This is a genomic window from Paraburkholderia bengalensis, from assembly GCF_037126505.1.
Lineage (GTDB): Bacteria > Pseudomonadota > Gammaproteobacteria > Burkholderiales > Burkholderiaceae > Paraburkholderia > Paraburkholderia bengalensis.
In genome coordinates this window covers 111,092-133,182 of sequence record NZ_JACFYJ010000002.1, presented here as the reverse complement: position 1 = coordinate 133,182, position 22,091 = coordinate 111,092, and the positions used below count along the sequence as shown (strand labels likewise).

21 protein-coding genes and 3 pseudogenes are annotated in these 22,091 nt (G+C 64.9%); 15 read left to right on the top strand and 9 right to left on the bottom strand.

Annotation, left to right across the window (positions count from 1 at the left end; genetic code table 11):
- Positions 1-49: 49 nt before the first annotated feature.
- The 5 genes from H3V53_RS02190 to H3V53_RS02170 all read left to right on the top strand — a co-directional run bounded on the left by H3V53_RS02190 (position 50) and on the right by H3V53_RS02170 (position 6,174).
- Positions 50-1,786, top strand: coding sequence for an ABC transporter permease (locus H3V53_RS02190; RefSeq protein WP_336596600.1), 1,737 nt, complete (start codon positions 50-52; stop codon positions 1,784-1,786).
- Positions 1,779-2,846: an ABC transporter ATP-binding protein gene (locus tag H3V53_RS02185; protein ID WP_336596510.1), complete on the top strand. Its 1,068-nt coding sequence runs from the start codon at positions 1,779-1,781 to the stop codon at positions 2,844-2,846. The genes H3V53_RS02190 and H3V53_RS02185 overlap by 8 nt, the downstream gene beginning before the upstream one ends.
- Positions 2,847-2,902: 56 nt before the next feature.
- Positions 2,903-3,982 carry a porin gene (locus H3V53_RS02180; RefSeq protein WP_336596509.1) on the top strand — a complete coding sequence of 360 codons (1,080 nt, stop codon included), beginning with the start codon at positions 2,903-2,905 and terminating at the stop codon, positions 3,980-3,982.
- Between the two features lie 29 nt (positions 3,983-4,011).
- Entirely contained in the window at positions 4,012-4,692 is a 681-nt protein-coding gene (locus tag H3V53_RS02175; protein WP_336596508.1) for a response regulator transcription factor, read from the top strand.
- Between the two features lie 174 nt (positions 4,693-4,866).
- Positions 4,867-6,174 carry a cation:proton antiporter gene (locus H3V53_RS02170; protein ID WP_336596507.1) on the top strand — a complete coding sequence of 436 codons (1,308 nt, stop codon included), beginning with the start codon at positions 4,867-4,869 and terminating at the stop codon, positions 6,172-6,174.
- A 21-nt stretch (positions 6,175-6,195) separates the two neighbouring features.
- On the opposite strand, the gene H3V53_RS02165 is transcribed toward H3V53_RS02170, so the two are convergent.
- Both H3V53_RS02165 and H3V53_RS02160 read right to left on the bottom strand, forming a co-directional pair.
- On the bottom strand, positions 6,196-7,755 hold the full coding sequence (locus H3V53_RS02165) for a SulP family inorganic anion transporter (protein WP_336596506.1): 1,560 nt from the start codon (positions 7,753-7,755) through the stop codon (positions 6,196-6,198).
- 129 nt (positions 7,756-7,884) lie between these two features.
- Complete coding sequence (locus H3V53_RS02160; protein ID WP_336596505.1) at positions 7,885-8,553, bottom strand: carbonic anhydrase; 669 nt, start codon at positions 8,551-8,553, stop codon at positions 7,885-7,887.
- A gap of 270 nt (positions 8,554-8,823) precedes the next feature.
- Between H3V53_RS02160 and H3V53_RS02155 the strand changes: the two genes are divergently transcribed.
- Together H3V53_RS02155 and H3V53_RS02150 are read left to right on the top strand one after the other, a co-directional pair.
- The gene (locus tag H3V53_RS02155; protein ID WP_336596504.1) at positions 8,824-9,495 is read left to right on the top strand and encodes a heavy metal response regulator transcription factor; all 672 of its coding nucleotides are present in this window, start codon (positions 8,824-8,826) and stop codon (positions 9,493-9,495) included.
- On the top strand, positions 9,492-10,961 hold the full coding sequence (locus tag H3V53_RS02150; RefSeq protein ID WP_336596503.1) for a heavy metal sensor histidine kinase: 1,470 nt from the start codon (positions 9,492-9,494) through the stop codon (positions 10,959-10,961). The genes H3V53_RS02155 and H3V53_RS02150 overlap by 4 nt, the downstream gene beginning before the upstream one ends.
- A gap of 31 nt (positions 10,962-10,992) precedes the next feature.
- Here H3V53_RS02150 and H3V53_RS02145 read toward each other — a convergent pair whose 3' ends face one another.
- Both H3V53_RS02145 and H3V53_RS02140 read right to left on the bottom strand, forming a co-directional pair.
- Positions 10,993-11,331: a DUF4148 domain-containing protein gene (locus H3V53_RS02145; protein ID WP_336596502.1), complete on the bottom strand. Its 339-nt coding sequence runs from the start codon at positions 11,329-11,331 to the stop codon at positions 10,993-10,995.
- Between the two features lie 67 nt (positions 11,332-11,398).
- The gene (locus tag H3V53_RS02140; RefSeq protein ID WP_336596501.1) at positions 11,399-11,740 is read right to left on the bottom strand and encodes a DUF4148 domain-containing protein; all 342 of its coding nucleotides are present in this window, start codon (positions 11,738-11,740) and stop codon (positions 11,399-11,401) included.
- A 358-nt stretch (positions 11,741-12,098) separates the two neighbouring features.
- Here H3V53_RS02140 and H3V53_RS02135 point away from each other — a divergent pair, with 358 nt between their 5' ends.
- Complete coding sequence (locus H3V53_RS02135; RefSeq protein WP_336596500.1) at positions 12,099-12,833, top strand: ABC transporter substrate-binding protein; 735 nt, start codon at positions 12,099-12,101, stop codon at positions 12,831-12,833.
- A 166-nt stretch (positions 12,834-12,999) separates the two neighbouring features.
- On the opposite strand, the gene H3V53_RS02130 is transcribed toward H3V53_RS02135, so the two are convergent.
- From H3V53_RS02130 to H3V53_RS02115, 4 genes are all read right to left on the bottom strand, one after another.
- Complete coding sequence (locus H3V53_RS02130) at positions 13,000-13,890, bottom strand: FAD-dependent monooxygenase (protein WP_336596499.1); 891 nt, start codon at positions 13,888-13,890, stop codon at positions 13,000-13,002.
- On the bottom strand, positions 13,791-14,435 hold the full coding sequence (locus H3V53_RS02125) for an FAD-dependent monooxygenase (RefSeq protein WP_336596498.1): 645 nt from the start codon (positions 14,433-14,435) through the stop codon (positions 13,791-13,793). Before H3V53_RS02125 ends, H3V53_RS02130 begins: the two co-directional genes overlap by 100 nt.
- Positions 14,333-14,698, bottom strand: coding sequence for an FAD-dependent monooxygenase (locus H3V53_RS02120; RefSeq protein WP_336596497.1), 366 nt, complete (start codon positions 14,696-14,698; stop codon positions 14,333-14,335). Before H3V53_RS02120 ends, H3V53_RS02125 begins: the two co-directional genes overlap by 103 nt.
- Before the next feature lie 150 nt (positions 14,699-14,848).
- On the bottom strand, positions 14,849-16,000 hold the full coding sequence (locus tag H3V53_RS02115) for an FUSC family protein (RefSeq protein ID WP_336596496.1): 1,152 nt from the start codon (positions 15,998-16,000) through the stop codon (positions 14,849-14,851).
- Positions 16,001-16,300: 300 nt separating this feature from the next.
- On the opposite strand from H3V53_RS02115, the pseudogene H3V53_RS02110 reads away from it, so the two are divergent.
- The 6 genes and pseudogenes from H3V53_RS02110 to H3V53_RS02085 all read left to right on the top strand — a co-directional run bounded on the left by H3V53_RS02110 (position 16,301) and on the right by H3V53_RS02085 (position 20,909).
- Positions 16,301-16,542 (top strand): annotated as a pseudogene (locus tag H3V53_RS02110) (hypothetical protein).
- Between the two features lie 381 nt (positions 16,543-16,923).
- Positions 16,924-17,631 carry a phosphate signaling complex protein PhoU gene (gene phoU / locus H3V53_RS02105; RefSeq protein WP_336596495.1) on the top strand — a complete coding sequence of 236 codons (708 nt, stop codon included), beginning with the start codon at positions 16,924-16,926 and terminating at the stop codon, positions 17,629-17,631.
- Between the two features lie 439 nt (positions 17,632-18,070).
- A pseudogene (locus tag H3V53_RS02100) lies at positions 18,071-18,658 on the top strand (SDR family oxidoreductase); the annotation flags it as partial.
- A 301-nt stretch (positions 18,659-18,959) separates the two neighbouring features.
- Positions 18,960-19,043: pseudogene (locus H3V53_RS02095) on the top strand (AsnC family transcriptional regulator); the annotation flags it as partial.
- 281 nt (positions 19,044-19,324) lie between these two features.
- Positions 19,325-19,849: a DUF6622 family protein gene (locus tag H3V53_RS02090; RefSeq protein ID WP_336596494.1), complete on the top strand. Its 525-nt coding sequence runs from the start codon at positions 19,325-19,327 to the stop codon at positions 19,847-19,849.
- A gap of 283 nt (positions 19,850-20,132) precedes the next feature.
- Positions 20,133-20,909, top strand: coding sequence for a DUF899 domain-containing protein (locus H3V53_RS02085; RefSeq protein WP_336596493.1), 777 nt, complete (start codon positions 20,133-20,135; stop codon positions 20,907-20,909).
- A gap of 94 nt (positions 20,910-21,003) precedes the next feature.
- On the opposite strand, the gene H3V53_RS02080 is transcribed toward H3V53_RS02085, so the two are convergent.
- On the bottom strand, positions 21,004-21,156 hold the full coding sequence (locus H3V53_RS02080; protein WP_336596492.1) for a hypothetical protein: 153 nt from the start codon (positions 21,154-21,156) through the stop codon (positions 21,004-21,006).
- Between the two features lie 182 nt (positions 21,157-21,338).
- Between H3V53_RS02080 and H3V53_RS02075 the strand changes: the two genes are divergently transcribed.
- On the top strand, positions 21,339-21,755 hold the full coding sequence (locus H3V53_RS02075; protein WP_336596491.1) for an organic hydroperoxide resistance protein: 417 nt from the start codon (positions 21,339-21,341) through the stop codon (positions 21,753-21,755).
- Positions 21,756-22,091 lie beyond the last annotated feature (336 nt).

The window sequence follows — 22,091 nt, the reverse complement described above, 5'->3', positions numbered from 1 at the left end:
CCGCAGGAGGACACTCATGCCTTCAACCGCCGCCCCCGCACGCCGCGACATGCCCGTAGGCGCGCTTTCCGCGGCGCCGGTGCCGGCGCTCGCGACACGCGGCTTGCGCCCGCTCGCGGGTGTGCTGCGCTGGCTCGTCATCGCTGTGCTGACGCTGGCCGTCGTGCTGCCGCTCGGGTTCATCCTGTTCCAGAGCGCGCTGAATGCGCCGTTCTTCGATGCGAAGCGCGTTGTGGGCACCAGCAGCTTCGCGTTCGTCTTCAGTGACCCCGACTTCTGGTCGGCCGTGAAGAACTCGTTTCTGATCGCGAGCGGCATGCTGTTCATCTCCATTCCGCTGGGCGGCGTGCTCGCCTTCCTGATGGTGCGCACCGACCTGCCCGGCCGACGCTGGCTCGAACCGCTGCTGCTGATGCCCGTGTTCGTCTCGCCAATGGTGCTCGCGTTCGGCTACGTGGTCGCCGCCGGGCCAGCCGGTTTTTATTCGGTGTGGTGGAAGGCACTGTTCGGCACGGCCGACGCGCCGTGGACCGTGTACTCGATCTTCGCGATCACCGTGATCGTCGGGCTCACGCATGTGCCGCACGTGTACCTGTATTCGTCGGCGGCGCTGCGCAGCCTCGCCTCCGATGTCGAAGAAGCCGCGCGCGTCGCAGGCGCCAGGCCGTTTCGCGTCGCGCTCGGCATCAGCCTGCCGATGACGATGCCCGCGCTGCTGTTCGCCGGCGTGCTGGTGTTCTTTCTCGGCTTCGAGGTGTTCGGCCTGCCGCTCGTGCTCGGCGACCCCGAAGGTCATCTGGTGCTCGCGACGTATCTGTACAAGCTCACCAACAAGCTCGGCGTTCCGTCGTATCACCTGATGGCGGCCGTCGCGGTCTGCATCGTCGCGATCACTTTTCCGCTCGTGCTGTTGCAGCGTCATCTGCTAAAGAGCGCGAACCGCTTCGTGACGGTCAAGGGCAAAGGTGCGCGGCAAAGGGCCCTGCCGCTGGGCACCTGGCGCTGGGTCGCGCTTGCCGTCGTCGGGCTCTGGCTGTTTCTGACTGTCGCCGTGCCGCTGTCGGGGATCGTGTTGCGCGCGTTCGTGACGTCGTGGGGCGAAGGCGTCGAACTTGCCGACGTGCTGACCTTCGCCAACTTCACGCAACTGTTCGAGCACGACAACCTGGTGCGCGCGATCGTCAACACGCTCGGCATCGGCGTGCTGGGCGGTGCGCTCGCCGTCGGCTTCTATTCGCTCGTCGCGTTCGCCGGACATCGCCGCCACGACTGGGCGACGCGCGTGATCGACTACATCGTGCTGCTGCCGCGCGCGGTGCCTGGACTGCTCGCGGGTCTCGCGTTCCTGTGGATCTTCCTGTTCGTGCCCGGACTGAAAGAGTTGAAGAACTCGATGTGGAGCATCTGGATCGCGTACACGGTCGTGTGGCTCGCGTACGGCATGCGCCTGATCCAGAGCGCGCTGCTGCAAGTCGGCCCCGAACTCGAAGAAGCGGGACGCAGCGCGGGTGGCACGCGTTCCCGCGTGAGCCTCGACATCACGTTGCCGCTCGTGCGGTTCGGCCTGCTCGCCGCGTGGCTGCTGATCTTCATGATCTTCGAGCGCGAGTATTCGACGGCTGTCTATCTGCTCTCGCCCGGCACGGAAGTGATCGGCGCGCTGCTGGTGTCGCTGTGGGCGACGGGCGCCGTCGATCAGGTCGCTGCGCTGTCCGTCATCAACATCGCCATGGTCGGCGCGGGGCTCGCCGTCGCGCTGCGTTTCGGAGTGAAGCTTCATGGATAAGCTCGTCGTCGACAATCTGTTCCTCAGCTATGGGAGCAACCCGATTCTGAACGGCGTGTCGTTCGAACTGAACGCGGGCGAAGTGGTCTGCCTGCTCGGCGCATCCGGCAGCGGCAAGACCACGCTGTTGCGTGCCGTCGCCGGGCTCGAGCAACCATCGTCGGGCCGCATCCAGCTCGACGATCAACTGTTCTTCGACGACCGCGCCGCCGTGGATCTTCCCGTCGAGCAACGCTCGCTCGGCCTCGTGTTCCAGTCGTATGCGCTGTGGCCGCATCGCACGGTCGCCGACAACGTCGGCTATGGCCTGAAGCTGCGCCGGGTCGACGCCGCCGCGCAAAAGCGGCGCGTGCAGGAAGCGCTCGATCAGCTCGGCCTCGGTCATCTCGCGGCACGTTACCCGTACCAACTGTCGGGCGGGCAGCAGCAGCGCGTGGCGATTGCGCGCGCGCTCGTCTACAACCCGCCCGTCATTCTGCTCGACGAGCCTTTGTCGAATCTCGACGCCAAGCTGCGCGAGGAAGCGCGCGCGTGGCTGCGCGAGCTGATCGTGTCGCTCGGGCTGTCCGCGCTGTGCGTCACGCACGACCAGACGGAGGCGATGGCGATGTCCGATCGCATCCTGCTGCTGCGCAACGGCTGCATCGAACAGTCAGGCACGCCCGCCGATCTCTATGGCGCGCCGCGCTCGCTCTACGCGGCCGAGTTCATGGGCAGCAACAACCGCTTCCGTGCGCGCGTCGCCGCAGTGGACGGCGCGCGCGTCACGCTCGCGGGGGAGGGTTGGCAACTCCAGGCGCACGCACGCGAGCCGCTGCAGGCAGGTCAGCCCGCGCAAGCGGTGATCCGCGCCGAGCGGCTGCGCGTCGCCGACGGCCCCGGCAGCAACCGCATTGCCGCTGACCTCGTCGCATCGCTGTATCTGGGCGACCGCTGGGAATACCTGTTCCATTGCGGCGAGTTGCGGCTGCGCGCATTCGGCCAGACACCGCGCCCGGCAGGCAGGCACTGGCTCGAATTCCCTTCCCACGACTGCTGGGTGTTCGCGCATGCGAACTGACGAGGCAGCGCATCGCGCGCCTGTGCCGTCGATAAAGCAAACAGGGAGACACCACCATGAGATCGAGGATTGCGCGCACGTCCATCAGCGTGTCGTGCGCGCTGACGTGCGTCGGATTCGCGCAGGCGGCGCGCGCGCAGTCGAGCGTGACGCTGTATGGCATCGTCGACGCCGGCATCGAGTATGTGACCCACGCCGCAGCGGGCGGCAACGCGCTGCGGTTCATGTCGGGTGCGAAGAACACAGCCCGCTGGGGGCTGCGCGGCGTCGAAGATGTGGGCGGCGGGATGAAGGCGATCTTCCAGCTGGAAAGCGGCATCAACATCGGGAACGGGCAGTTCGACGACGGGCCGGGCGCGCTGTTCGAACGGCGCGCCACCGTGGGCCTGAAAAACCGGTTCGGTCAGTTGATCTTCGGCCGCACGTTCACGGTCACGTTCGACTACATGCTGCCGTTCGATCCGATGGGTTATGCGCCCAATTATTCGTGGGCGATTGCCTCGACAGCGAGCGGCGGGCGGCGAGACATCCTGTTCGCGCGCTCGGCGAATGCCGTGCGCTACGACGGCAAATTCGCCGGCTTCACGCTCGGCTTGCTCTATGGCTTCGGCAACGTGCCGGGCGGCCTGAAAACGGCCTCGAAATACGACGTCGGGCTGGGTTACGAACTCGGCAAGCTGGCCGCCGTGGTCACGTTCGACCGGCAGAACGGCGCGGGCGACAGCGTCTCGCCCGCCGACCCGACCGACGCGCTTCAGATGATTCACGCCGGCATCAGCTACGACTTTGGCGGCGCGAAAGCGATGGCGGGCTACCGCCACTACCGGCGCACGTTCAGGACATCCGAGCCGGCGCTGCGCAGCGACATGATCTGGCTCGGCGGCATCGTCGAGCTGACACCGTCGTTCTCGCTGCATGGAGCCGTCTATCGCCAGGATATCAAGGATGCAACCCATGCCGACCCGACGCTCCTTTCGCTGCGTGCGCAGTACGCCTTGTCCAAGCGCACGCTCGTCTATCTGTCCGGCGGATACGCGATGGCGAAGAACGGCCGGGCGGTCAGCCTGTCACGCGACCTGGTGGGCGCGGCGGACACGCAGGCGGGTGTCACGGCGGGGTTGCAGCATCGTTTCTAGATCGCGGGCCGGTTGCCAAGAGGTGCGACATGAAGCTATTGATCGTGGAGTCCAACGCGGCGCAAGCGCAAAGCATCGGGGCGCTGCTGCAGGAAGAGAACTTCGTCGTCGATATCGTGCACGACGGCGAAAGTGCGGAAGCCATCATGGCGACGCAGCACTACGTTGCCGTTCTGCTCGATTTCCGCTTGCCCCGCATGAGCGGCGTGGACGTGCTCGCGCGCATACGCCGGCGCCGCGACAACGTGCCCGTGCTGATGCTCACCGAGCATGAATCGATTGAAGACAAGCTGTTCTGCTTTTCGGCGGGCGCCGACGAGTTTGTCGTGAAGCCATTCGACTCGCGCGAACTTCTTGCCCGTGTGAAGGCGCTGATCCGGCGCAAGCTGACCGACATGTCGACGGCGCTCGTCTGCGGCGATCTGCGCTACGTCCCCGCGACGCGCGAGTTCCTGCACAACGGCGCGGCCCTCGGCCTGCGACGCCGCGAACACGCGGTGCTCGAAACGCTGATGCTGCGGCAAGGCCGGACGGTATCCAAGGCAGCGTTGATCAACAGCGTCTATTCGCTCGAAGAAGAGCCCAATACCGATGTGATCGATCTGTATATCCACCGTTTGCGCAAGCGCCTGCTCACGTCGTCCGCGGAGATACTGACGCTGCGCGGCGTCGGCTATATCCTGCGCACGCGCAGCAGGCTCGCGGTCTGAGCCGTCCGGACTGTCCGAGCCGCTTGACGCCATGCACGCGACGCGTTGCCCATTATCAAGGCGATGATCCCGCTTCCAGGCTAAGGTCGCCGCCTCATCGTCAAACACGCCTTCCCGCAATGCATTGGGGCGCGCCCGGTGTGTCGTCCCTTCGTCGCCGCTGGAGTACTTCCCTTGGAATTCGCCATCGAACTGCCGACCCGCGCCGGCAGCCTGCTGCTCATCATCGCGCTGTGTCATGCGTTGGCGCAGCGCTTGCGTCTGCCCGATTCGTTCGCGCTGACAGGCGCAGGCGTATTGCTCGGCATCGTCTACTGGATGCTGGAGCATGTCGCGCCGCAATTCACGGCAGCCAGCATCACATCGTTTCTGACGCCCGCGCTGCCGCCAGAGGCGTATCTATGGATCTTCCTGCCGTCGATACTCTTCCAGGCCGCGATGGAAGTCGACACTAAAGGCTTTCTCGCCGACCTCGCTCCCATCCTCGTGCTCGCCATCGGCGCGGTGCTGGCAGCGACGGCGGGCGTCGGACTCATGGCGTACCTGATGAGCGGGCAGCGCCTCGTCGTCTGCCTGTTGCTCGGCGCCATCGTCAGCACCACCGATCCTTCCACGGTGATTTCGCTATTCCAGGGCAGCGGCGTACCCGACCGTCTGATACGTCTTATCGAAGGAGAAAGTCTCTTCAATGACGCAGCAGCGATTGCCATTTCGACGCTGCTGATCGGCGCACTGTCACTCACGCCACCTTCGGGCGCGGCGGGCGAGCATCCGCTCGGGCATTTCCTGCTTTCGCTCGCGGGCGGTTGCGCATTGGGGAGCATCGTCGGCGCAGCGTTCGTGGCCTTGTCCGGGGCGCTGCACAGTGCGCCCTTTTCCGCGTACACGCTGTCGCTAGCGGTGCCCAACCTGATTTATCCCGCGGCGGAGCACTGGCTGCACGTATCGGGCGTAGCGGCGGCCGTCTGCGCAGGTCTGGTGGCAAACCGCCTGATGCAATCGCGCTGGGCCGCCTCGCACCTCACGCTCTTCAGGCACCTGTGGCAGAACCAGGCGGCGCTGGCGGCAGCCGCCGTGTTTCTGCTCGCTTCCGCGCATGTGCCCGGCATGCTCGACGATCTCAATGCGCTCGACGCCATCACGCTTTGCCTCGCGCTTGCTGCGGCCATCGCGAGCCGGCTTTGCATCCTGACGCTCTGCCTCCCGCTGTTGAGCCGGCTCGGTATCTGCAAGCCGCTGCCGCGCGCGCACCGGTTTCTGATCGCGTGGGGCGGCGTGCGCGGCCCCGTCACGCTGACGCTCGCGATCTGCATCGCGCGCAACGCGGCGTTGCCGTCGGGCACGCGTCACTTCGCCGCGACGATGGCGACGGGCTTCGTGCTGCTCAACCTCGTCTGTAACGGATTGACGCTGAGCAGGCTGAGCCGGCGCCTGGGCATAGGACGCGACGAGCGGACGGCCAAAGCGGGCAGGCCGGAATAACCGCGCGTCGGCGTTCGTGCGTCATTGCCGGCGCAGTCGCATTCCGAACGCCGCATCCTTGTCCGGCTCCGGCACCGCCGCCGCGAGCTGCCGGCATTCGACATGAATCCCGCGCCCGGGCGCTGCCTTCACAAACTCGTCGATCAGTTCGCGCACGTCGGGATCGATGAAATCCGCGCGGCAGCCGTCGAGTATCACAACGGCTCCGTCCGGAATCGCCTTCAGATGCGCTTTCAGGCTGACCTTCGCGAGAAACGACACGTCCTTGCGAAACGACAGCAGATAGTGATCGTCGTGCTGCGCCATTGTGATCGGCCGCTGCATGTGCGCGTAGACGGCAAGCGCCACGCTGCACGCGATGCCCATCACGATGCCCATCAAAAGATCCGTCAACAGCACGCCCGCAATCGTCACGATGAACGGCGCAAAGCGCGCGAGCCCCTGTTTTGCGGCGTCGGCGAACATCGAAGGCTTCGCGAGCTTGAATCCCGTGAAGATCAGGATCGCGGCGAGACACGCAAGCGGAATCAGGTTGATCACCGCCGTCAACGCAAACACGCTCACGAGCAGCAGCACGCCATGCACGACGGCCGACCAGCGGCTTTGTGCGCCCGCGTTGACATTGGCCGAGCTGCGCACGATCACCGACGTGATCGGCAGCGCGCCGATCGCGCCCGCCACCATGTTGCCGATCCCCTGCGCCTTCAGCTCGCGATCCGGCTGCACGGGGCGCTTCTTCGGATCGAGCTGCTCGACGGCTTCGAGACTGAGCAGGGTTTCGAGACTGGCGACGATGGCGAGCGTCATCGCCAGACGCCAGACATCGGGATTCGCGAGGTGCGCGAGGTCGGGCCAGTTGAACGCCGCGTCCAGTGCTGCGAGTGAAGCCAGCGAAGGCAGCGACACGCGATGCTCGGACGGCGGCGCAAAACCGGGCGCTGCGAAGTCCAGCAGCAGCGTGACGGCGATGCCGAACACGACGACGGCAAGCGGCGCGGGCATATAGCGCACCAGCGCGAAGCGGCGCGCGGCCCGCGTCTCCCAGCAGGCGAGAATGCCGAGCGACACGATCGCGATCAAACAGGCCGCTACGGACATCGCGCCGAAGGGCGTGTCGACCGTGCCAGCCGCGAGAGCGGGCGCCGTCGCGCCGCCGTTGGCGAGCCCGGCCGCGAGCGGCATCTGCTTGATGATCAGCAACAGGCCGATGGCCGCCAGCATGCCCTTGATGACGGACGACGGCACATACGAAGCGAAGCGCCCCGCCTTGAGCATGCCGAAGCCGAACTGGATCACGCCCGCAAGCAGGACGGCCATCAGGAACGAAGGAAAACTGCCGAGCTTCGCAATGCCGTCGACGACGATCACCACGAGCCCGGCGGCGGGTCCGCTGACGCTCAGATGCGAGCCGCTCAGCAAAGCCACGACGAGTCCGCCGATGATGCCGGAGAGCAGACCCGCAAACGGATCGACGCCCGACGCATTGGCGATGCCCAGACACAACGGAAGCGCAACGAGAAAGACGACGGTGCCGGCAAACATGTCGCGCGGAAACGATGCAAGCTGTTCGCGTAGATTCATGAGTGTGGAATTCCAAAGGTAGGAGACGAGGTGCTTCGGGTGCCGCTTTTGGCTTAAGTCTCCAGGCGTAAGTGTTCTAGCGCTTTTGACGTGAGCCTTTTGACGTGAGCCTGAGCCTTTTGCCGCGGCTCAACCGGCCATTGCCTCCGCGCGATGCTGCTGCAGAACGGGCGCCGCGTCGCGCTGGCTCGACGCGCTATGCGATGCGCCGTGCGTCGCATGACGCTCGCCCGCGGCCAGCACCTTGATGTGGCCGTCGTGCAGTCCGAAGATCCAGCCATGCACGGCGGGCGCGTGCGGCGCGTTGCGAACGATGGACGTCGCGCGGATCGCCTTCGCCTGCGCGATCACATTCAGCTCGGCGAGCCGGTCGACCTGATCGTCGCTGCTGGCGCAGCCGTCCAGCGCGCTCGCGCGCGAGCGCATACGCGCGATACGCCGCGCCACATGCGGCAGGTCCGCGGGCGGCGGCAGCAGCGATGCCTTCACGCCGCCGCATCCGTAATGCCCGCAGACGATGATGTCGTCCACCTTCAGCACCTGAACCGCATACTCGAGCACGCTCATCGTGTTGTCGTCGTCGGTCGAGAAGAGGTTGGCGATGTTGCGATGAACGAACAGTTCGCCCGGCGAGCAGTTCGTCACGATCTCGGCGGGCACGCGGCTATCGGAACAGCCGATCCACAACGCATTCGGACTCTGCCCCCGTGCGAGACCCGCGAAAAAAGCCGGATTACTTTGCGCGGATTCTCTCGCCCACGCCATGTTCCGCAGCAACATATGCTTCGTTCTGTTCATTGAATACTCCCGTCAGGTTTGCATCCGCAGCTACGGAACCGTGCTGCGCGACCGATGTCTATTCGAGCGATTGGCATTCGCCGCCTTCTTTCTGTTTTCCGCGTGCAGGCGGATTCACAGGCTTCTGATCGAGTCGATGCCGCACTCATCGGCGTGCACCGGCCCTTCGATAAATCAATGTAGCGATGAACGGGTGCGTTTGCATGACGGCCAAATGAGATCTTCGTCATATACGCATGCCGCATCATTCACTGTACGAAAAGAGCTGAAATGAGAATATTGATTGTCGAAGACGAAACCAAAACGGGCAGCCATTTGCAAAAAGGCCTTGCTGAAGCGGGCTTTTCGACAGACTGGGTTCGCGACGGCGCGGCAGGACTTCGTCAGGCCACCGCGTGTGCCTATGATCTGATCGTGCTCGATGTCATGCTTCCCGCACTTGACGGCTGGTCATTACTGGCTACGCTGAGGCAAACACATGCCACGCCCGTGCTGATGCTCACCGCGCGCGACGATATCGCCGACAAGATCATGGGGCTCGAAATGGGCGCCGACGACTACATGGCCAAGCCGTTCGATTTCGACGAATTGCTCGCGCGTATTCGCACCATTTTGCGCAGAGGCAAAGGCCGCGACCCTGCATTCCTGAAAGTCGCCGATCTCGAACTCGATCTGATGAGACGCAAGGCGACGCGCCAGGGCAACACAATCGTCCTCACATCCAAGGAATTTTCATTACTGTGGCTGCTGATGCGGCGAGCGGGCGAAGTGCTGCCCCGTTCGATCATCGCTTCGCAGGTGTGGGACATCAATTTCAGCAGCGACACCAACATCGTCGATTCCGCCGTCAGGCGAGTCCGCGCGAAGGTCGACGACATCTACCCGCTCAAACTGATCCACACGGTTCGCGGCATGGGTTACGTGCTGGAGGCCCGCGATTGAACCTGCCCGTTCAGCGTCTTTTGCCGCGCACGCTCAGTGTGCGCCTTGCCGTGCTGTTCGCGCTGGCCAGCACGGCGTTACTCACGATCAACGGTTTGTATCTGTACGCGGTGCTCGGGCAAAACCTGCAAGCCGACGCGACGGAAGACATCGCGCGCACACTCGCGGCCACCCGCGCGCGCCTCGCCACGCTGAACAGCCACGCGGACGTCGCCGCACATCGTCCCGTCTGGTTCGATCCGTTTCACGGGCACGAAAACATGGAGATCGCGCTCTACGCCGCGAATGGGCAGGAGCTGGTGCGCTCTGACCGCTTCGTAGGCCGCTTCGTAGACCGCTTCATGGAACGCTTCAAAGACCGCATCAAAGACCGCTTCGTGGACCGCGAGGGTCTGCGCATCGACAAGCGCGGCAGAGCGCCACACACGCTCGACATGAATAACGGCGTGATCCGCTATGTGGGCGCATGGATGCCGCTCGCGGGAGCGGCGTCGCAAGCCGGGGCCGTTTTCGCCGTGGTTCAGTACGACGGCAGCCGCGAACGCGCATTGCTACGCGTCTATGCGTTCAATGTCGTGCTCGTCACGCTGCTCGGTGCACTTGTTTCCGCCGTGGGCGCGTATTGGCTCGCAAAGCTCGGCCTGCGGCCGTTGAAGCTGCTTGCCGAGCGGGCCGACCAGGTGTCGTGCAGCAAACTGGTTCAGCCGTTGCCGGACATTTCGATGTCGGGGGAAATACTCGCGCTGAACCAGGCGTTCAACCGGATGCTGCAACGTCTCGATGAATCGTTCGTCCAGTTGTCGCGTTTCTCGTCCGATCTCGCTCACGACATGCGCACGCCGCTGACCAACATGCTCGCGGAGTCGCAAGTGGCGCTGTCGAGGCCGCGCGAAGCACACGAATACCGCTCAGTGATCGAGTCGGGCATCGACGAGACGCAGCGCCTCTCGCGAATGATCGACGACATGCTGTTTCTCGCCAGATCCGAAAAGCGCGCGCATCGTCTGGCATTTCAGCGCCTGCATGCTCGCGAAGAGGCCGAGCGGATCGCCGGATATTACGAGTCGCTCGCCAGCGAAAAAGATGTCGGCATACGCGTCGTGAACGACGCGCGCTTCGAAGGCAACCGGCTGCTCGTGCAGCGCGCGTTGAGCAATCTGATTTCGAATGCGCTCGTTCACGCGCCCGCAGGCAGCGAAGTCGTCGTGCAATGCACGGAGCGTGACGGCGCGGCGGAAGTGGCCGTCATCGATTCTGGCGCGGGTATTGCCGCCGAGCATCTCGAACGAATCTTCGACCGCTTTTATCGCGTCGATCCCGCACGTCATGAACCGGCATCGGGAACGGGCCTCGGGCTCGCCATCGTCCGCTCGATCATGGACGAACACGACGGCGCGTGCAGCGTGACGAGCGAGCCGGGCGTGCGCACGGCGTTTGTGCTGACATTCAGGCGCGTTCGCGCGTGAGCGTCGGCTGCGCCGTGTTCGCCGCACAGCATCACGATCCCGCGTAGATATTGCAGAAGGTCACTGGCCCGACGCAATGCGGATTGCCGTCAGGCATCGGATTGCCATGCGGCATGGCGCCCGACTGTTGCGTGCCTGTCGGCACGCCGCCTTCGCCGCTTTGCGCCGGTTGCGTCCTGGCGTCGGCTTTGACCTTCTGCGCAAAAGCCGGATGAACCTCGGGATACGAAGTCTCCGTGACGTAACGCGAGCCTTTGGCCTGCGCGTCGATGAGCTGCTGATGCACTTCTGCGCGCGTGAGACCTTGCGCATGCACGGCGGAAGACAACAGTACCGCCGACGTCAGTGCGAGCGTGAAGCATGTTTTCATGTGCGACTCCATCCATTTGAAAAAGGCGCTTTGCGCTGCCGCGAGAGGCAAACGCGGGTGTTGCGGATTATTTGTAATAGCGTTCGGACGCGGCAAAGCGCGCCTTGTTGCGCTCGATGGTCTGCCTGCTCGGCGGATAGTCGGCTTCCGTCATGGGTATCAGACCGTCCCTGTATGCCTGAATGAGTTCCTGGCGCACTTCGGCCCGGGTTTTGCCCTGCGGCGCGCGCTTGACGACAGGCGGTGCGTTGACCGCGGCCGCCGGTGCCGGACCCGACTCGACGGTCGTGTTGCGCGTGCCGCCATAGCCGTGATCGTGCAGGATGGGGCCTTCGTTCGCATACGCGTAGCCCAGTGGCGCCAGCAACGCGCTGAACAGGCCCATGCAGATCCAACTTCGCGTGTTCATTTGAACCTCCTTTGCGGTCGATGTCGTGATTGACTTCGACGCCAGTTTGGCTCGCGCAGGAATCGCCAACATGATCCGCCGATGATGTTTTTGTCAGGAATGCGATGCGTCATATGGCGGTCACAGTTGGCCGCCTGAGCGTCGCTTGATGGCTGTGCCAAGCGATATTCGACGCGGCAGTGCGCGCGCCTTGGGACAACAATGAGGTTCAACGTGACTTTTGTGTCGATCCTTGCCTCAAATACATGCGCCGCGTACGCTTGCACGCGAGTCGTCCGACGCACGGTTACTGTTGCCTGTCAGTCATATTTCTGAACCCAGACCGCCGCCCAAAGGCGCGGTCGCAACGAGAGCAGCCATGACCTTCGATCCCTCCGTCGTCGCCGCCTTCACGCCCGCGGGCAAGGTGCGCGCATCGATCAATCTCGGCAATCCGATTCTCGCCAACCGGCACCCCGGCACCGGCGAGCCGGTCGGCGTATCCATCGATCTCGCGCGCGCCTTCGCGCAACGGCTCGGCGTCGAACTGGAACTGGTGGTATTCGATGCGGCCGGGAAATCGGTCGAAGCGATCAACGAAGAGCGAGCGGATTTCGGCTTTTTCGCCGTCGATCCCGTGCGCGGCGAGAAGATCGCGTTCACGGCGCCGTACGTGCTGATCGAAGGCTTTTATCTCGTGCGCAACGAGTCGCCCGTCAGGACGAACGCCGATGTCGATCAGCCGCACAACCGCGTCGCCGTCGGCAAAGGCAGCGCGTATGACCTGTTCCTCACGCGCGAGCTGCGGTCCGCGCAGATCGTCCGCGCGCCGACTTCGCCCGCCGTGGTGCAGACCTTTCTCGAGCAGAATCTCGAAGTGGCGGCGGGCGTCAAGCAGCAACTCGAGGCCGACACGAAGAACATGACGGGCCTTCGCCTGCTCGACGAACGCTTCATGGTGATCCAGCAGGCGATGGGCACGCCCAAAAGCCGCGGACAGGCGGCCGCCGACGCGCTGCATGCATTCGTCGAAGAGATGAAAGCGACGGGCTTCGTCGCCGACGCGCTCGCGCGGCACGGGGTCGCGGGCGCATCGGTCGCGCCTGAAGGCTGATCGGGCGCTCTCTCCATCGATTCAACTTGCCTGACCCATGACGCCGCCGGCAGCACGCCGGCGGCTTTCTTTCGCCTATGCGCAGGGACGGCGAGTTCCACCCGCGCGGCGCAGCGCACATGTCAGACATGCCATGTTGCAGCGGGGCAACGACTCCAGAATCTTTCTAATTAACGGTTAAATCGTCGCCGCCGCCTGCCCGCACGTTCGTCGACGGCGAGTACGATTTCGCGCTTGCGGTACGCGCTCGCGCAGCTATCGCGCCGGGCCGCCCGTCTTCCGCAGCCGCTCCAGCCAGCCGCTCACCGCTTCCCCCGCACAGCCACGGCTGCGCCAGCCGATATGTCCATCGGGCCGCACGATCCACGCCGCGCCGCCCGCCGGCCGATACGCCACGGCGAATTCGCCCGACGTGTCGGTTAGCACGGTCATCCGTTCGTCGTCTGGCACGTCGCAACCCCGGCGCCGCGACGAGCACAGCCGATGCGGCCTCCTCCGGCAGCGTCGCGTCGAGCGTGCGGCACGCGTTGACGAACGCGTCGTATTGCGGCCCCGCCGCGTCGATATAGCCGATCAGCGTGTGCCGCCCACGGCCGATGTATTCGTGCAGCCGCCGCGGATGCCCGACGAAGTGTTGCGACAGCCCGCACGCATCCGGCAGACGATCGCCGGGCGCGGGCAACGCGGGGTCGGCGTCGGCGCACATGTCGTCGACGATCGCGCTGCCGCGATACGTGATCAGCAACTGCGTGTCGCGCATCGCCGGATTGGCGCCCTCGCGGGCGAGCACGGCATTGAGCGCCGCACTCGTCGAGTGCACCACGTCGACGCCCACGGGATGCCGCTCCGCCGAATAGCTGTCGAGCAGCGCCGGACCTGCGACGCCGCGCGCCACATAGGCGAGCTTCCACGCGAGGTTGTGCGCGTCCTGCAGCCCCGTGTTCATGCCCTGCCCGCCTACGGGCGGATGGATGTGCGCGGCGTCGCCGGCAATGAACGCGCGGCCGCGTCCGTAAGCCGACGCGATGCGATGACTGCGCGGTACACGGACGACCATCGCATCGACGACAAGCGCGTGTCTGGCGGCAGCGACGGCAGCAGCAGCGCGCGCATCGTGTCGAAGTCCGGCGCGGCAACGCCCGCAAGCGACGAAGCCTGCTCGTCGGGCACGATCATCGACAGCCGGTAGCGCCGCTGCGAGCCGCGCACCGGCACGGCTGCCACGCTCGATTTCGCGCGCGCCGCATCCGTCCATTCGAAGCGGTACATCGGCCCGCGCGGATACGCCCAATCCACGTCGACGTCGACGAGCGCAAAGGTCTGCGGATATTGCCCGCCTTCGAACGCGAGCCCCAGCGCAGTGCGCACCGCGCTGTGCGCGCCGTCACAGCCGACGAGCCATCGGCATCGCACCGCATGCGTCTCGCCCTGCGGCCCGGTCAAACGCGCTTCGATGCCGCCGTCCGTCTCGACGAAACGCTCTAGCGCGGTGCCGTACGTCACGCGCCCGCCATGCTCCGCGAACGCCGTTTCGAGCAGCCGCTCCGTTTCGTTTTGCGCGAGCGACAGCGAGCCGTACGGCAGACCGCTTCCGGCATGCACATGCTGCGCGCCGGAACCTTCGCCGCATCGACCCACGTCTGCACGCCCGTCAGCCAGAGGCCTGCGTCGATTGCGCGGTCAACGATGCCCAGGTCGTCGAAAATCTCCAGCGTGCGCGGCGTGATGCCGAGCGCCTTGCAGAAGAAACCTCGCGACGGCATCTTGTCGATCACGCTGACGGCGATGCCGTCGCGCATCAGTTCGGTGCCGAGCAGCAGGCCGACCGGGCCCGCGTCGACGACGAGCACATCCACGTCATCCATTGTCTGCTCCTCATGGGGTGGATCATTGCGCGCGCTTTCCGGCGTGCGGCGAACGGGCATTGCGCACGGCTGCCGCGAGCCAGACAAGCATAGGCGATGCGCCGCGCCATCGCGCGATCACGGTGCCCGCAACCCGTCGCCGCGCCGGCGCTATGGGGTCTGCTTGCCGGTTTGCTTCGCCGTCCGGTTGCGCGCCCACACGGCGCACGCTGCCATCACCAGCACGAACACAGCGGCGAGCGCGACATTTCCCGCCGCGATCCCCACCAGCCGGCGATAGGCAACGCCTGCATCGTCGCTGAGCCACACGCGGTCGTGAACGAACGACAGGATGACGACCGCGCCGAACTGCGTACCGACATAGCTGATGTCCGAGTGCCCAAAGCGCAGAAAGCACGCGAGCCACACGAACACGCACACCGCGAGCAGACAGTCGACGAGACTGCCCGCCGTCAGCGGCAGCACAGCGAGCACGACGGCACAGCCCAGCGCGCAGCCGAGCAGCCGATGACACATCCGCTGCACGACGCCGTACGGCGACCACGTGCCTTGTGCGTCCACGGGCACCATCAGCACGACGATGGCCGTCGTCATGGCCTGCGCGAACCCTTCCACGGGATAGCGCCATGCGAGATACGCGAGCATCGACAACGTGACCGCGCCGATCGTCGTATGCGGCAGACGGCCCAGCGTGCGGTCCGTCAGCGCATGCGCGAAGCGGGGATGGCCGGCTTCGGCAGCCGGCCTGCGCGCGTTGCATAGCAGCATCGCCGCCGCGACCACCAAGGTCACGCCGAGATAGGCCGTGGTGCCGATCAGCGCATTGATCCAGAGCGCCTGCGCGACGCCGCGCAGGTCGGCGGCGGGTTGGGCATGCGTCGTCGCCACGATGTAAATGGCGAGCGCCGTCGACAGAATCCACATGTAGCCCGCCGAGCGTTTCGTCGCCAGGTAGAGCCCGGCCGCCGACAGGCACGCCATCGTCAGCACGAACACGGCAACGTCATGTGCGGCCAAGCGCGACAGCAGCAGCCCGATCACGGTCCCGCCGAACGTGCCGATGATCTGCTGCACGCCGAGATCGAGCGCGGCGCCCAGCGCGAGGCCCGTCAGCGAAAACGCGCAGATCGCGGCCCACCATATTTCCGGCAGGCCGAAAAAGCGGCTCACACACACGGCGACCAACGTTGCGAGCACCGCTTCCGAACAGCGCCGCACGCGCGCGGCGAGCGTGCGCCACGACAGCTCCGCGCGGAAAGCGCTGAGCGTATTGCGCAATGCCAGCAGAAACGTGTCGTACATGATGCGCGCCACGGGCCAAAGGACATGAAAAGGATCGCTCCAGCATGGTACGTCAGTGCCTGCGTTTGTTCCGGGGATGGGCGCTGCCGGCACTGTCGCGGCGTCGGCGCGATGGCGGCAAGGCGGTGGGCCGCTATAGCCGCGAGCTATCGGCGGGATCAAAGCGGGCTGCACGGCAGCTGGGCGCGATCTGCAAAGCCCGCCCGGCGCCGTCCAGACGCGCCTGTTCTGCGCGACGGCATCGCGGGAACGCTGCTTGCGCGCCGATTGTCGATTGCGTTTTGCTCACGGGAGCCAGCCATGACGATCACCACGATCCGCAAGTCGGACACCGAAATTCAGGTCGAACAGACGGCGTACACCTTCGCCAGAAAAGAAGACGCCGACGCGTTTCAGCAATGCCTTGTCAACGGCTCCATAGAGACGTGCCATCGCGAGCACCCGCCCGTGTCGATGAGGCCCGCGCGCCCGACGAACGGGCGGACGATCCGACGCGCGACAGCACCATTTCGCCCTCTCTAGGCGGCGATACGGCCATGTAGTCTTTGCCGGCCGCGCCGCGCATCCGCACATCTTGCCGCGGCAACGGCAAGCGCAACGCGCGCAGCAAGCACCACGCGCGCGACGCTTGCGAATCCAACTACCCTCGCGAACCCACATTCCGCTCGCGACTTCACGTGTCCCGGTTCGCCTGGCCTCTGCTTTGCTCGCGTCACGCCCTTCGCAGCATCTACCCACTCCGCTCGCCCGAAAAACAACACAAAATCGCACAAGCGCACAGAATGCCTTGCGCGCGTCATTTTGCATCGTTACCATAAAACGGTATATACGGTTTCCCTCGCGCGTCCCATTTGTGTGTCCAGTTCGTTTCGACGCGCGACGGCACCTTCGTCATCGGGTCTTGACGGCCCAGGGAGGGCACCATGTCCAACAAGCATCTGTCGAGTCAATTCGAGGCCGCGCTCACCGCGCTGTCGACTGAACTGCTCGAAATGGGCGGCCGCGTCGAATTGCAGATTGCGCGCTGTCTGACGCTGCTGAGCGACTACGACCCAACGCTGTTCGAAGAGATCCGCGCGAGCGAACGCGACCTCAATGCGCTCGAAATCCGGATCGACGAGGAAATCCATCGCGTCATCGCGCGCCGCCAGCCTGCCGCGCGCGACCTGCGCCTGCTGATGGCCATGTCCAAATGCGTGACCAATCTCGAACGTATGGGCGACGAAGCGCGCAAGATTTCCAAGCGCTTGCGCCGCATCGATGAAAACGGCCAGACGGCCGCCATTCCTCTCGTCGAGCTGAAGAGTTGCGGCGAACTGGCGTCGTCGATCCTGCACGGCGTGCTCGACGCGTTTGCGCGGATGGATGCCGTCGCCGCGGCAAAACTCGTGCGCGACGATCAGGCCATCGACGAAGTGTTCCGCGCGTCGGTTCGCAAGCTCGTCATGCAGATGAGCGAGACACCGCGAACGGTGTCGGTCGCGATCGAATATCTGTTTATCGCGAAAGCGCTCGAACGGATCGGCGATCACGCGAAGAACATCGCCGAGTTCGTCGTGTTCGTCGTCAAAGGCCGCGATGTGCGGCACATGCCGCTCGGCGAACTCGAACGCGAGGCGATGGCCAACTGACGCCGCACTCGAGCACAGCCTTCTTGCCCTTTCTTGCCTTCTGCTTGCGCCCCGTTTCCTTCATGTGTTGCCGCAGGTTTTTTGCCCGGCACGCGCACCGGAACGAGGTCGCCTAGCGCGGACGCCTGCGAATCGGCGTCCCCCGCCAATTCCCCAGCTATCACCTGTCCGCGCCTGACGGGCACACCTGGCGGGAATGCCACTTGCGCCTCTCCAACGACTGGTTCGGAATACGGAGGCCGACATGCAACCCGACGACACCCCACTCAATCCCGGCGACGAAGGTCCGCCTGACGCCCCCGGAGTCGGCGAGGATCTATGTCCCGCCTGTCATGGGAAGGGCAGCGTCGAAGGCCAGCGCTGTAGCGTTTGCAACGGCACCGGAAAGGTGCTCCAGGGCATCGGCGGCGGTTGATCGAACGCGGACAGGGAGAAGCGAATGGATCTGCAGGAAAAAGTCGCGCTCGTCACGGGCGCGGGCTCGGGCATCGGCAAGGCGTGCGCGCTCAGGCTGGCCGCCGACGGCGCGCGCGTGATCGTCCACGCGCACAAGGAAGACGAAACCCATGCCACGGTCGAGGCAATCGAACAAGGGGGCGGCGAGGCGTTCGGCATCACGGCCGACCTGCGCGACGACAAGGGCTTCAAGGCCGCTATCGAAGGCGGTATCGCGATGTTCGGCCAGCTCGACATCGTCGTGGCCAATGCGGGCATCAACGGCGTCTGGGCGCCAATCGACGAACTGCAGCCCGACGAATGGGACAACACGCTGAACACGAATCTGCGCGGCACCTATCTGACGCTGCACTACACGGTGCCGCATCTGAAGCGCGCAGGTCGGGGCTCGATCATCATCATTTCGTCGATCAATGGCACGCGGGTGTTCAGCCACGGTGGCGCATCCGCCTATTCGACGACCAAAGGCGGCCTGCTCGCGCTCGGACAGATGGTCGCGCTCGAACTCGCGAAGCACAAGATTCGCGTCAATGTGGTGTGTCCCGGGAAAATCGAATCGAGCATCGACGAAAACACGAATGCCCGCTCGGGGGGGCGAAGCCTCGGAGCCCGCCGACTATCCGGAAGGAAAGATCCCGCTCACGGATGGAAAGGCCGGCACGGGCGACGACATCGCCGAAATGGTGGCCTTTCTCGTCTCGGAGCGCGCGCGATTCATCACGGGGACGCCCGTCTGGATCGACGGCGGGCAATCGCTGCTCGTGGGATGAGCGGCGATGCGCGGGCGGTGGTTGATACGCGTGAAAGCGCCGCGCCGCGCCGCGCCGCGCTCGCGCTCACGCGGTCTGGCATCCATCGCAGCACAGGCGGCGAACGTCGAGGTCGAAAGCGAGCAGATCCATTTGCTCGACGCGATGAAGCGCAGTTTCGCGCGATGTCCGCAAATCCAGCGGTGCTAGCGGCAATTCGTCTTCTCCAACAACGTCGAGTGCTTCACGACGCCGCGTGAAGCCCGGCTCGGCCGCCCATCGATCCCGGCGACGAATGACGCGTGAGCGCGTCATCGCGTCATCGCGCCGTCGCTCCCGCTGCCCTGACCGAACGCAGGACGGCGCCAAAGGCCGCCGAAGGCCGCCGAAGGCCGCCCTCATTCTTCGCTAATTCCCGCTGCGTACGATGCTGGTCATCCGGCAGTACGTCATCACATCGAGGAAAAACGGCTCAGAAGGAGGGCATCATGTCGATCGCAACTATCATTCAAGGCACCCCCATCTGGGTGTGGGTGCTTCTCGTCATCCTGCTCTCGCGCGGGTTCAAGGCGTTGAACAGCGGCACGGCGACGCTGTCCAGACTGGCCATCGTCCCTGTCATCTTCGCGGGCTGGGGCATATTGCATCTGATCACCGATCCGCTGTCGGGATGGTCTTCCGTGATCGTGTGGATCGTCGGCGCGCTCGTGGGTATCTCAGGCGGCGTGTTCATCGCGAGCCGCAGCCGCTTCATCGTCGATCCCGTCAGCCATACCGTGATGACGCCCGGCTCCGTCGTGCCGCTGGTGCTGATCGTCGCTACCTTCGCGGCCAAATTCTGGCTCGGCGTCGAAATGGCGACCGCGACGGATGTCGCCGCGCTGGGAACGTACGTGCTGATCGGTGCAGCCGTGTCGGGCATCGTGGCGGGCGTGTTCGGCGGACGCTTCCTCACATATTGCCGGGCGATGAATGCGCGCCGGTTCATCAAGACCTGCTCGCAGAGCGCCTGAACGGGAGCATGCGAATCGGGCCGCCCGAACGAGGCCGCCCGAACCAGGCCGCGTCAGCGACGCGGCCCGAGCAAGGCCAACTGTGCAAGGGCGCCCGGATCGGGTCGCCCGCACATCTCCCGAAGCTCAATGCCGCCATACTTGTTACTCCCCGGCTTCGCTTTCCAGGTCCAGACTGTCTCAGCGCAAACATCGCGCGAACATCGAACGATGAACAGCGAATAGCGCCGCGTTTTCGCCATGAAGCGCGGCAACCTGCCCGAATCAGGAGGACGCACGAGCCATGAGTACATCAGACAAGAACGGCGCCATGCAGACGCCACCCGTCGTATCGCAGCAGGAATGGGAAGCCGCGCGCGAGCAGTTGCTCGTCAAGGAGAAGGCCCACACGCGCGCCCGCGACGCGCTTGCCGCCGAGCGCCGCCGCATGCCGTGGATGGCCGTCGAAAAAGACTACGCATTCGACGGCCCGACCGGCAAGGTCGATCTGACCGGTCTGTTCGACGGAAGGCGGCAGCTGATCGTCTATCGCGCGTTCTTCGAGCCTGGCGTGTTCGGCTGGCCGGAGCACGCGTGCCGCGGCTGCTCGATGGTGGCCGATCAGGTCGCACACGTCTCGCATCTCAACGCACGCGACACCACGCTCGTGTTCGTGTCGCGCGCGCCGCAAGCGGCCATTGCCGATCTGAAGGCACGCATGGGCTGGCAGATACCGTGGTTCACGATCACGGACAGCTTCGATGCCGACTTCGGCGTCGGCGAATGGCACGGCACCAACGTGTTCTTCCGCGACGGCGACCGCGTGTTTCGCACCTACTTCCTCAACAATCGCGGCGACGAGCAGATGGGCGGCACCTGGAACTATCTCGACATCACGCCGCTAGGACGGCAGGAAGTCTGGGAAGATTCGCCCGAAGGCTATCCGCAGACGCCGACCTACAAATGGTGGAACTGGCACGACAGCTACATCGACGACGCGCCGCCGGACCGGAAGTGGGTCGAGGTGTCGGACGCGGGCGAAGCGGCGTTCAGGAAGAGATCCGCCGAGGGCAACGCGTAAAGCGCGAGCACGGCGGAATGAGAGACGATGCCCGCCGCTTACTGCGGCACGGCATCGTTGACCTGCACGGCATGCGTCGCATCCGACGGCAGGATCATGCGCGCCGGCACGTTCGGAGCGTGACGGCGAGCCCGACGATCCACGAGACATCCGCGCCGTCGAGTCGATCGACGAACGGCGCGCTGTAGAACGACATCGAGATGAACGGCAACTGCTGCGGGCGACACCGATCATGCTGTCCATACATCGAACATTCCGGCACGCCGACGAATCGCCCGACGATGCCTGCTCTGTACCGCCATGTATCGGCGCGCCGCGCATCGATACACGTGCATACAAAACCGCCCGTACCCGACACATGCGAGATACATCCGCGCGCTCCAATACGCACATCGATTGACCTCATCAACCCAACGGGAGCAACGCATCATGACGCGGATCGACAAGGTGCTGTACACAGGCAAGGTTCACACGACGGGTGGTCGGGAAGGCGCGGCGCGCAGCTCGGATGGCCGTCTCGACATCGCACTGTCGACGCCGGGCGGCGCGGGCGCGGGCACGAACCCCGAGCAACTGTTCGCGGCGGGCTGGTCGGCGTGCTTCATCGGCGCGATGGGCGGTGCGGCGCGTGCGCTGAACGTCTCGCTGCCAGCCGAAACGGCTGTCGATGCCGAAATCGATCTCGGCACCACGGATGGCGCCTACTTCATTCAGGCACGTCTGAACGTGAGCCTGCCCGGCCTGCCGCGCGACGTCGCGCAGCAACTGGTCGACCGAGCGCACCAGACCTGTCCGTACTCGAAGGCAACGCGCGGCAACATCGACGTCACGCTCACGCTTGTCTGACGTCGCGGCGGAACCGTGCGGCTTCGCCAGTTGCACCGGTAGCGCTGTGAATGCTGGATGGTCACGAATCGCTCCGTGACAGATGGACGTGCTTTAAGATTGGCATCAGCCGTAGTCAACTCCTGCTGTGAGTTGGTGGTGGTCAGCGGGCGGTGAGTGTTGGCGCACTCACCGCCCGCGCTTCGTTTTACGTCTGGCGTTTGCCTCTTTGCTCACGGCGTGGACAAATCCGGAGTTCTCCGATCCGTTGAGGTGGATTGACCTCGGGGGTTAAGTAACGGAATCGTTTCTTTCCAGCCACCTAATGATGATGGAGCATTTACTTCCGTCCGTAAG

What these genes read in the sequence shown, in the direction of transcription:
- H3V53_RS02190 (WP_336596600.1), top strand. Translation starts at nt 50, where the DNA reads ATGCCCGTAGGCGCGCTTTCCGCGGCGCCGGTGCCGGCGCTCGCGACA.
- H3V53_RS02185 (WP_336596510.1), top strand. Translation starts at nt 1,779, where the DNA reads ATGGATAAGCTCGTCGTCGACAATCTGTTCCTCAGCTATGGGAGCAAC.
- H3V53_RS02180 (WP_336596509.1), top strand. Translation starts at nt 2,903, where the DNA reads ATGAGATCGAGGATTGCGCGCACGTCCATCAGCGTGTCGTGCGCGCTG.
- H3V53_RS02175 (WP_336596508.1), top strand. Translation starts at nt 4,012, where the DNA reads ATGAAGCTATTGATCGTGGAGTCCAACGCGGCGCAAGCGCAAAGCATC.
- H3V53_RS02165 (WP_336596506.1), bottom strand. Translation starts at nt 7,755, where the DNA reads ATGAATCTACGCGAACAGCTTGCATCGTTTCCGCGCGACATGTTTGCC.
- H3V53_RS02160 (WP_336596505.1), bottom strand. Translation starts at nt 8,553, where the DNA reads ATGAACAGAACGAAGCATATGTTGCTGCGGAACATGGCGTGGGCGAGA.
- H3V53_RS02155 (WP_336596504.1), top strand. Translation starts at nt 8,824, where the DNA reads ATGAGAATATTGATTGTCGAAGACGAAACCAAAACGGGCAGCCATTTG.
- H3V53_RS02145 (WP_336596502.1), bottom strand. Translation starts at nt 11,331, where the DNA reads ATGAAAACATGCTTCACGCTCGCACTGACGTCGGCGGTACTGTTGTCT.
- H3V53_RS02140 (WP_336596501.1), bottom strand. Translation starts at nt 11,740, where the DNA reads ATGAACACGCGAAGTTGGATCTGCATGGGCCTGTTCAGCGCGTTGCTG.
- H3V53_RS02135 (WP_336596500.1), top strand. Translation starts at nt 12,099, where the DNA reads ATGACCTTCGATCCCTCCGTCGTCGCCGCCTTCACGCCCGCGGGCAAG.
- H3V53_RS02130 (WP_336596499.1), bottom strand. Translation starts at nt 13,890, where the DNA reads ATGGTCGTCCGTGTACCGCGCAGTCATCGCATCGCGTCGGCTTACGGA.
- H3V53_RS02120 (WP_336596497.1), bottom strand. Translation starts at nt 14,698, where the DNA reads ATGGATGACGTGGATGTGCTCGTCGTCGACGCGGGCCCGGTCGGCCTG.
- H3V53_RS02115 (WP_336596496.1), bottom strand. Translation starts at nt 16,000, where the DNA reads ATGTACGACACGTTTCTGCTGGCATTGCGCAATACGCTCAGCGCTTTC.
- phoU (WP_336596495.1), top strand. Translation starts at nt 16,924, where the DNA reads ATGTCCAACAAGCATCTGTCGAGTCAATTCGAGGCCGCGCTCACCGCG.
- H3V53_RS02090 (WP_336596494.1), top strand. Translation starts at nt 19,325, where the DNA reads ATGTCGATCGCAACTATCATTCAAGGCACCCCCATCTGGGTGTGGGTG.
- H3V53_RS02085 (WP_336596493.1), top strand. Translation starts at nt 20,133, where the DNA reads ATGAGTACATCAGACAAGAACGGCGCCATGCAGACGCCACCCGTCGTA.
- H3V53_RS02080 (WP_336596492.1), bottom strand. Translation starts at nt 21,156, where the DNA reads ATGTATGGACAGCATGATCGGTGTCGCCCGCAGCAGTTGCCGTTCATC.
- H3V53_RS02075 (WP_336596491.1), top strand. Translation starts at nt 21,339, where the DNA reads ATGACGCGGATCGACAAGGTGCTGTACACAGGCAAGGTTCACACGACG.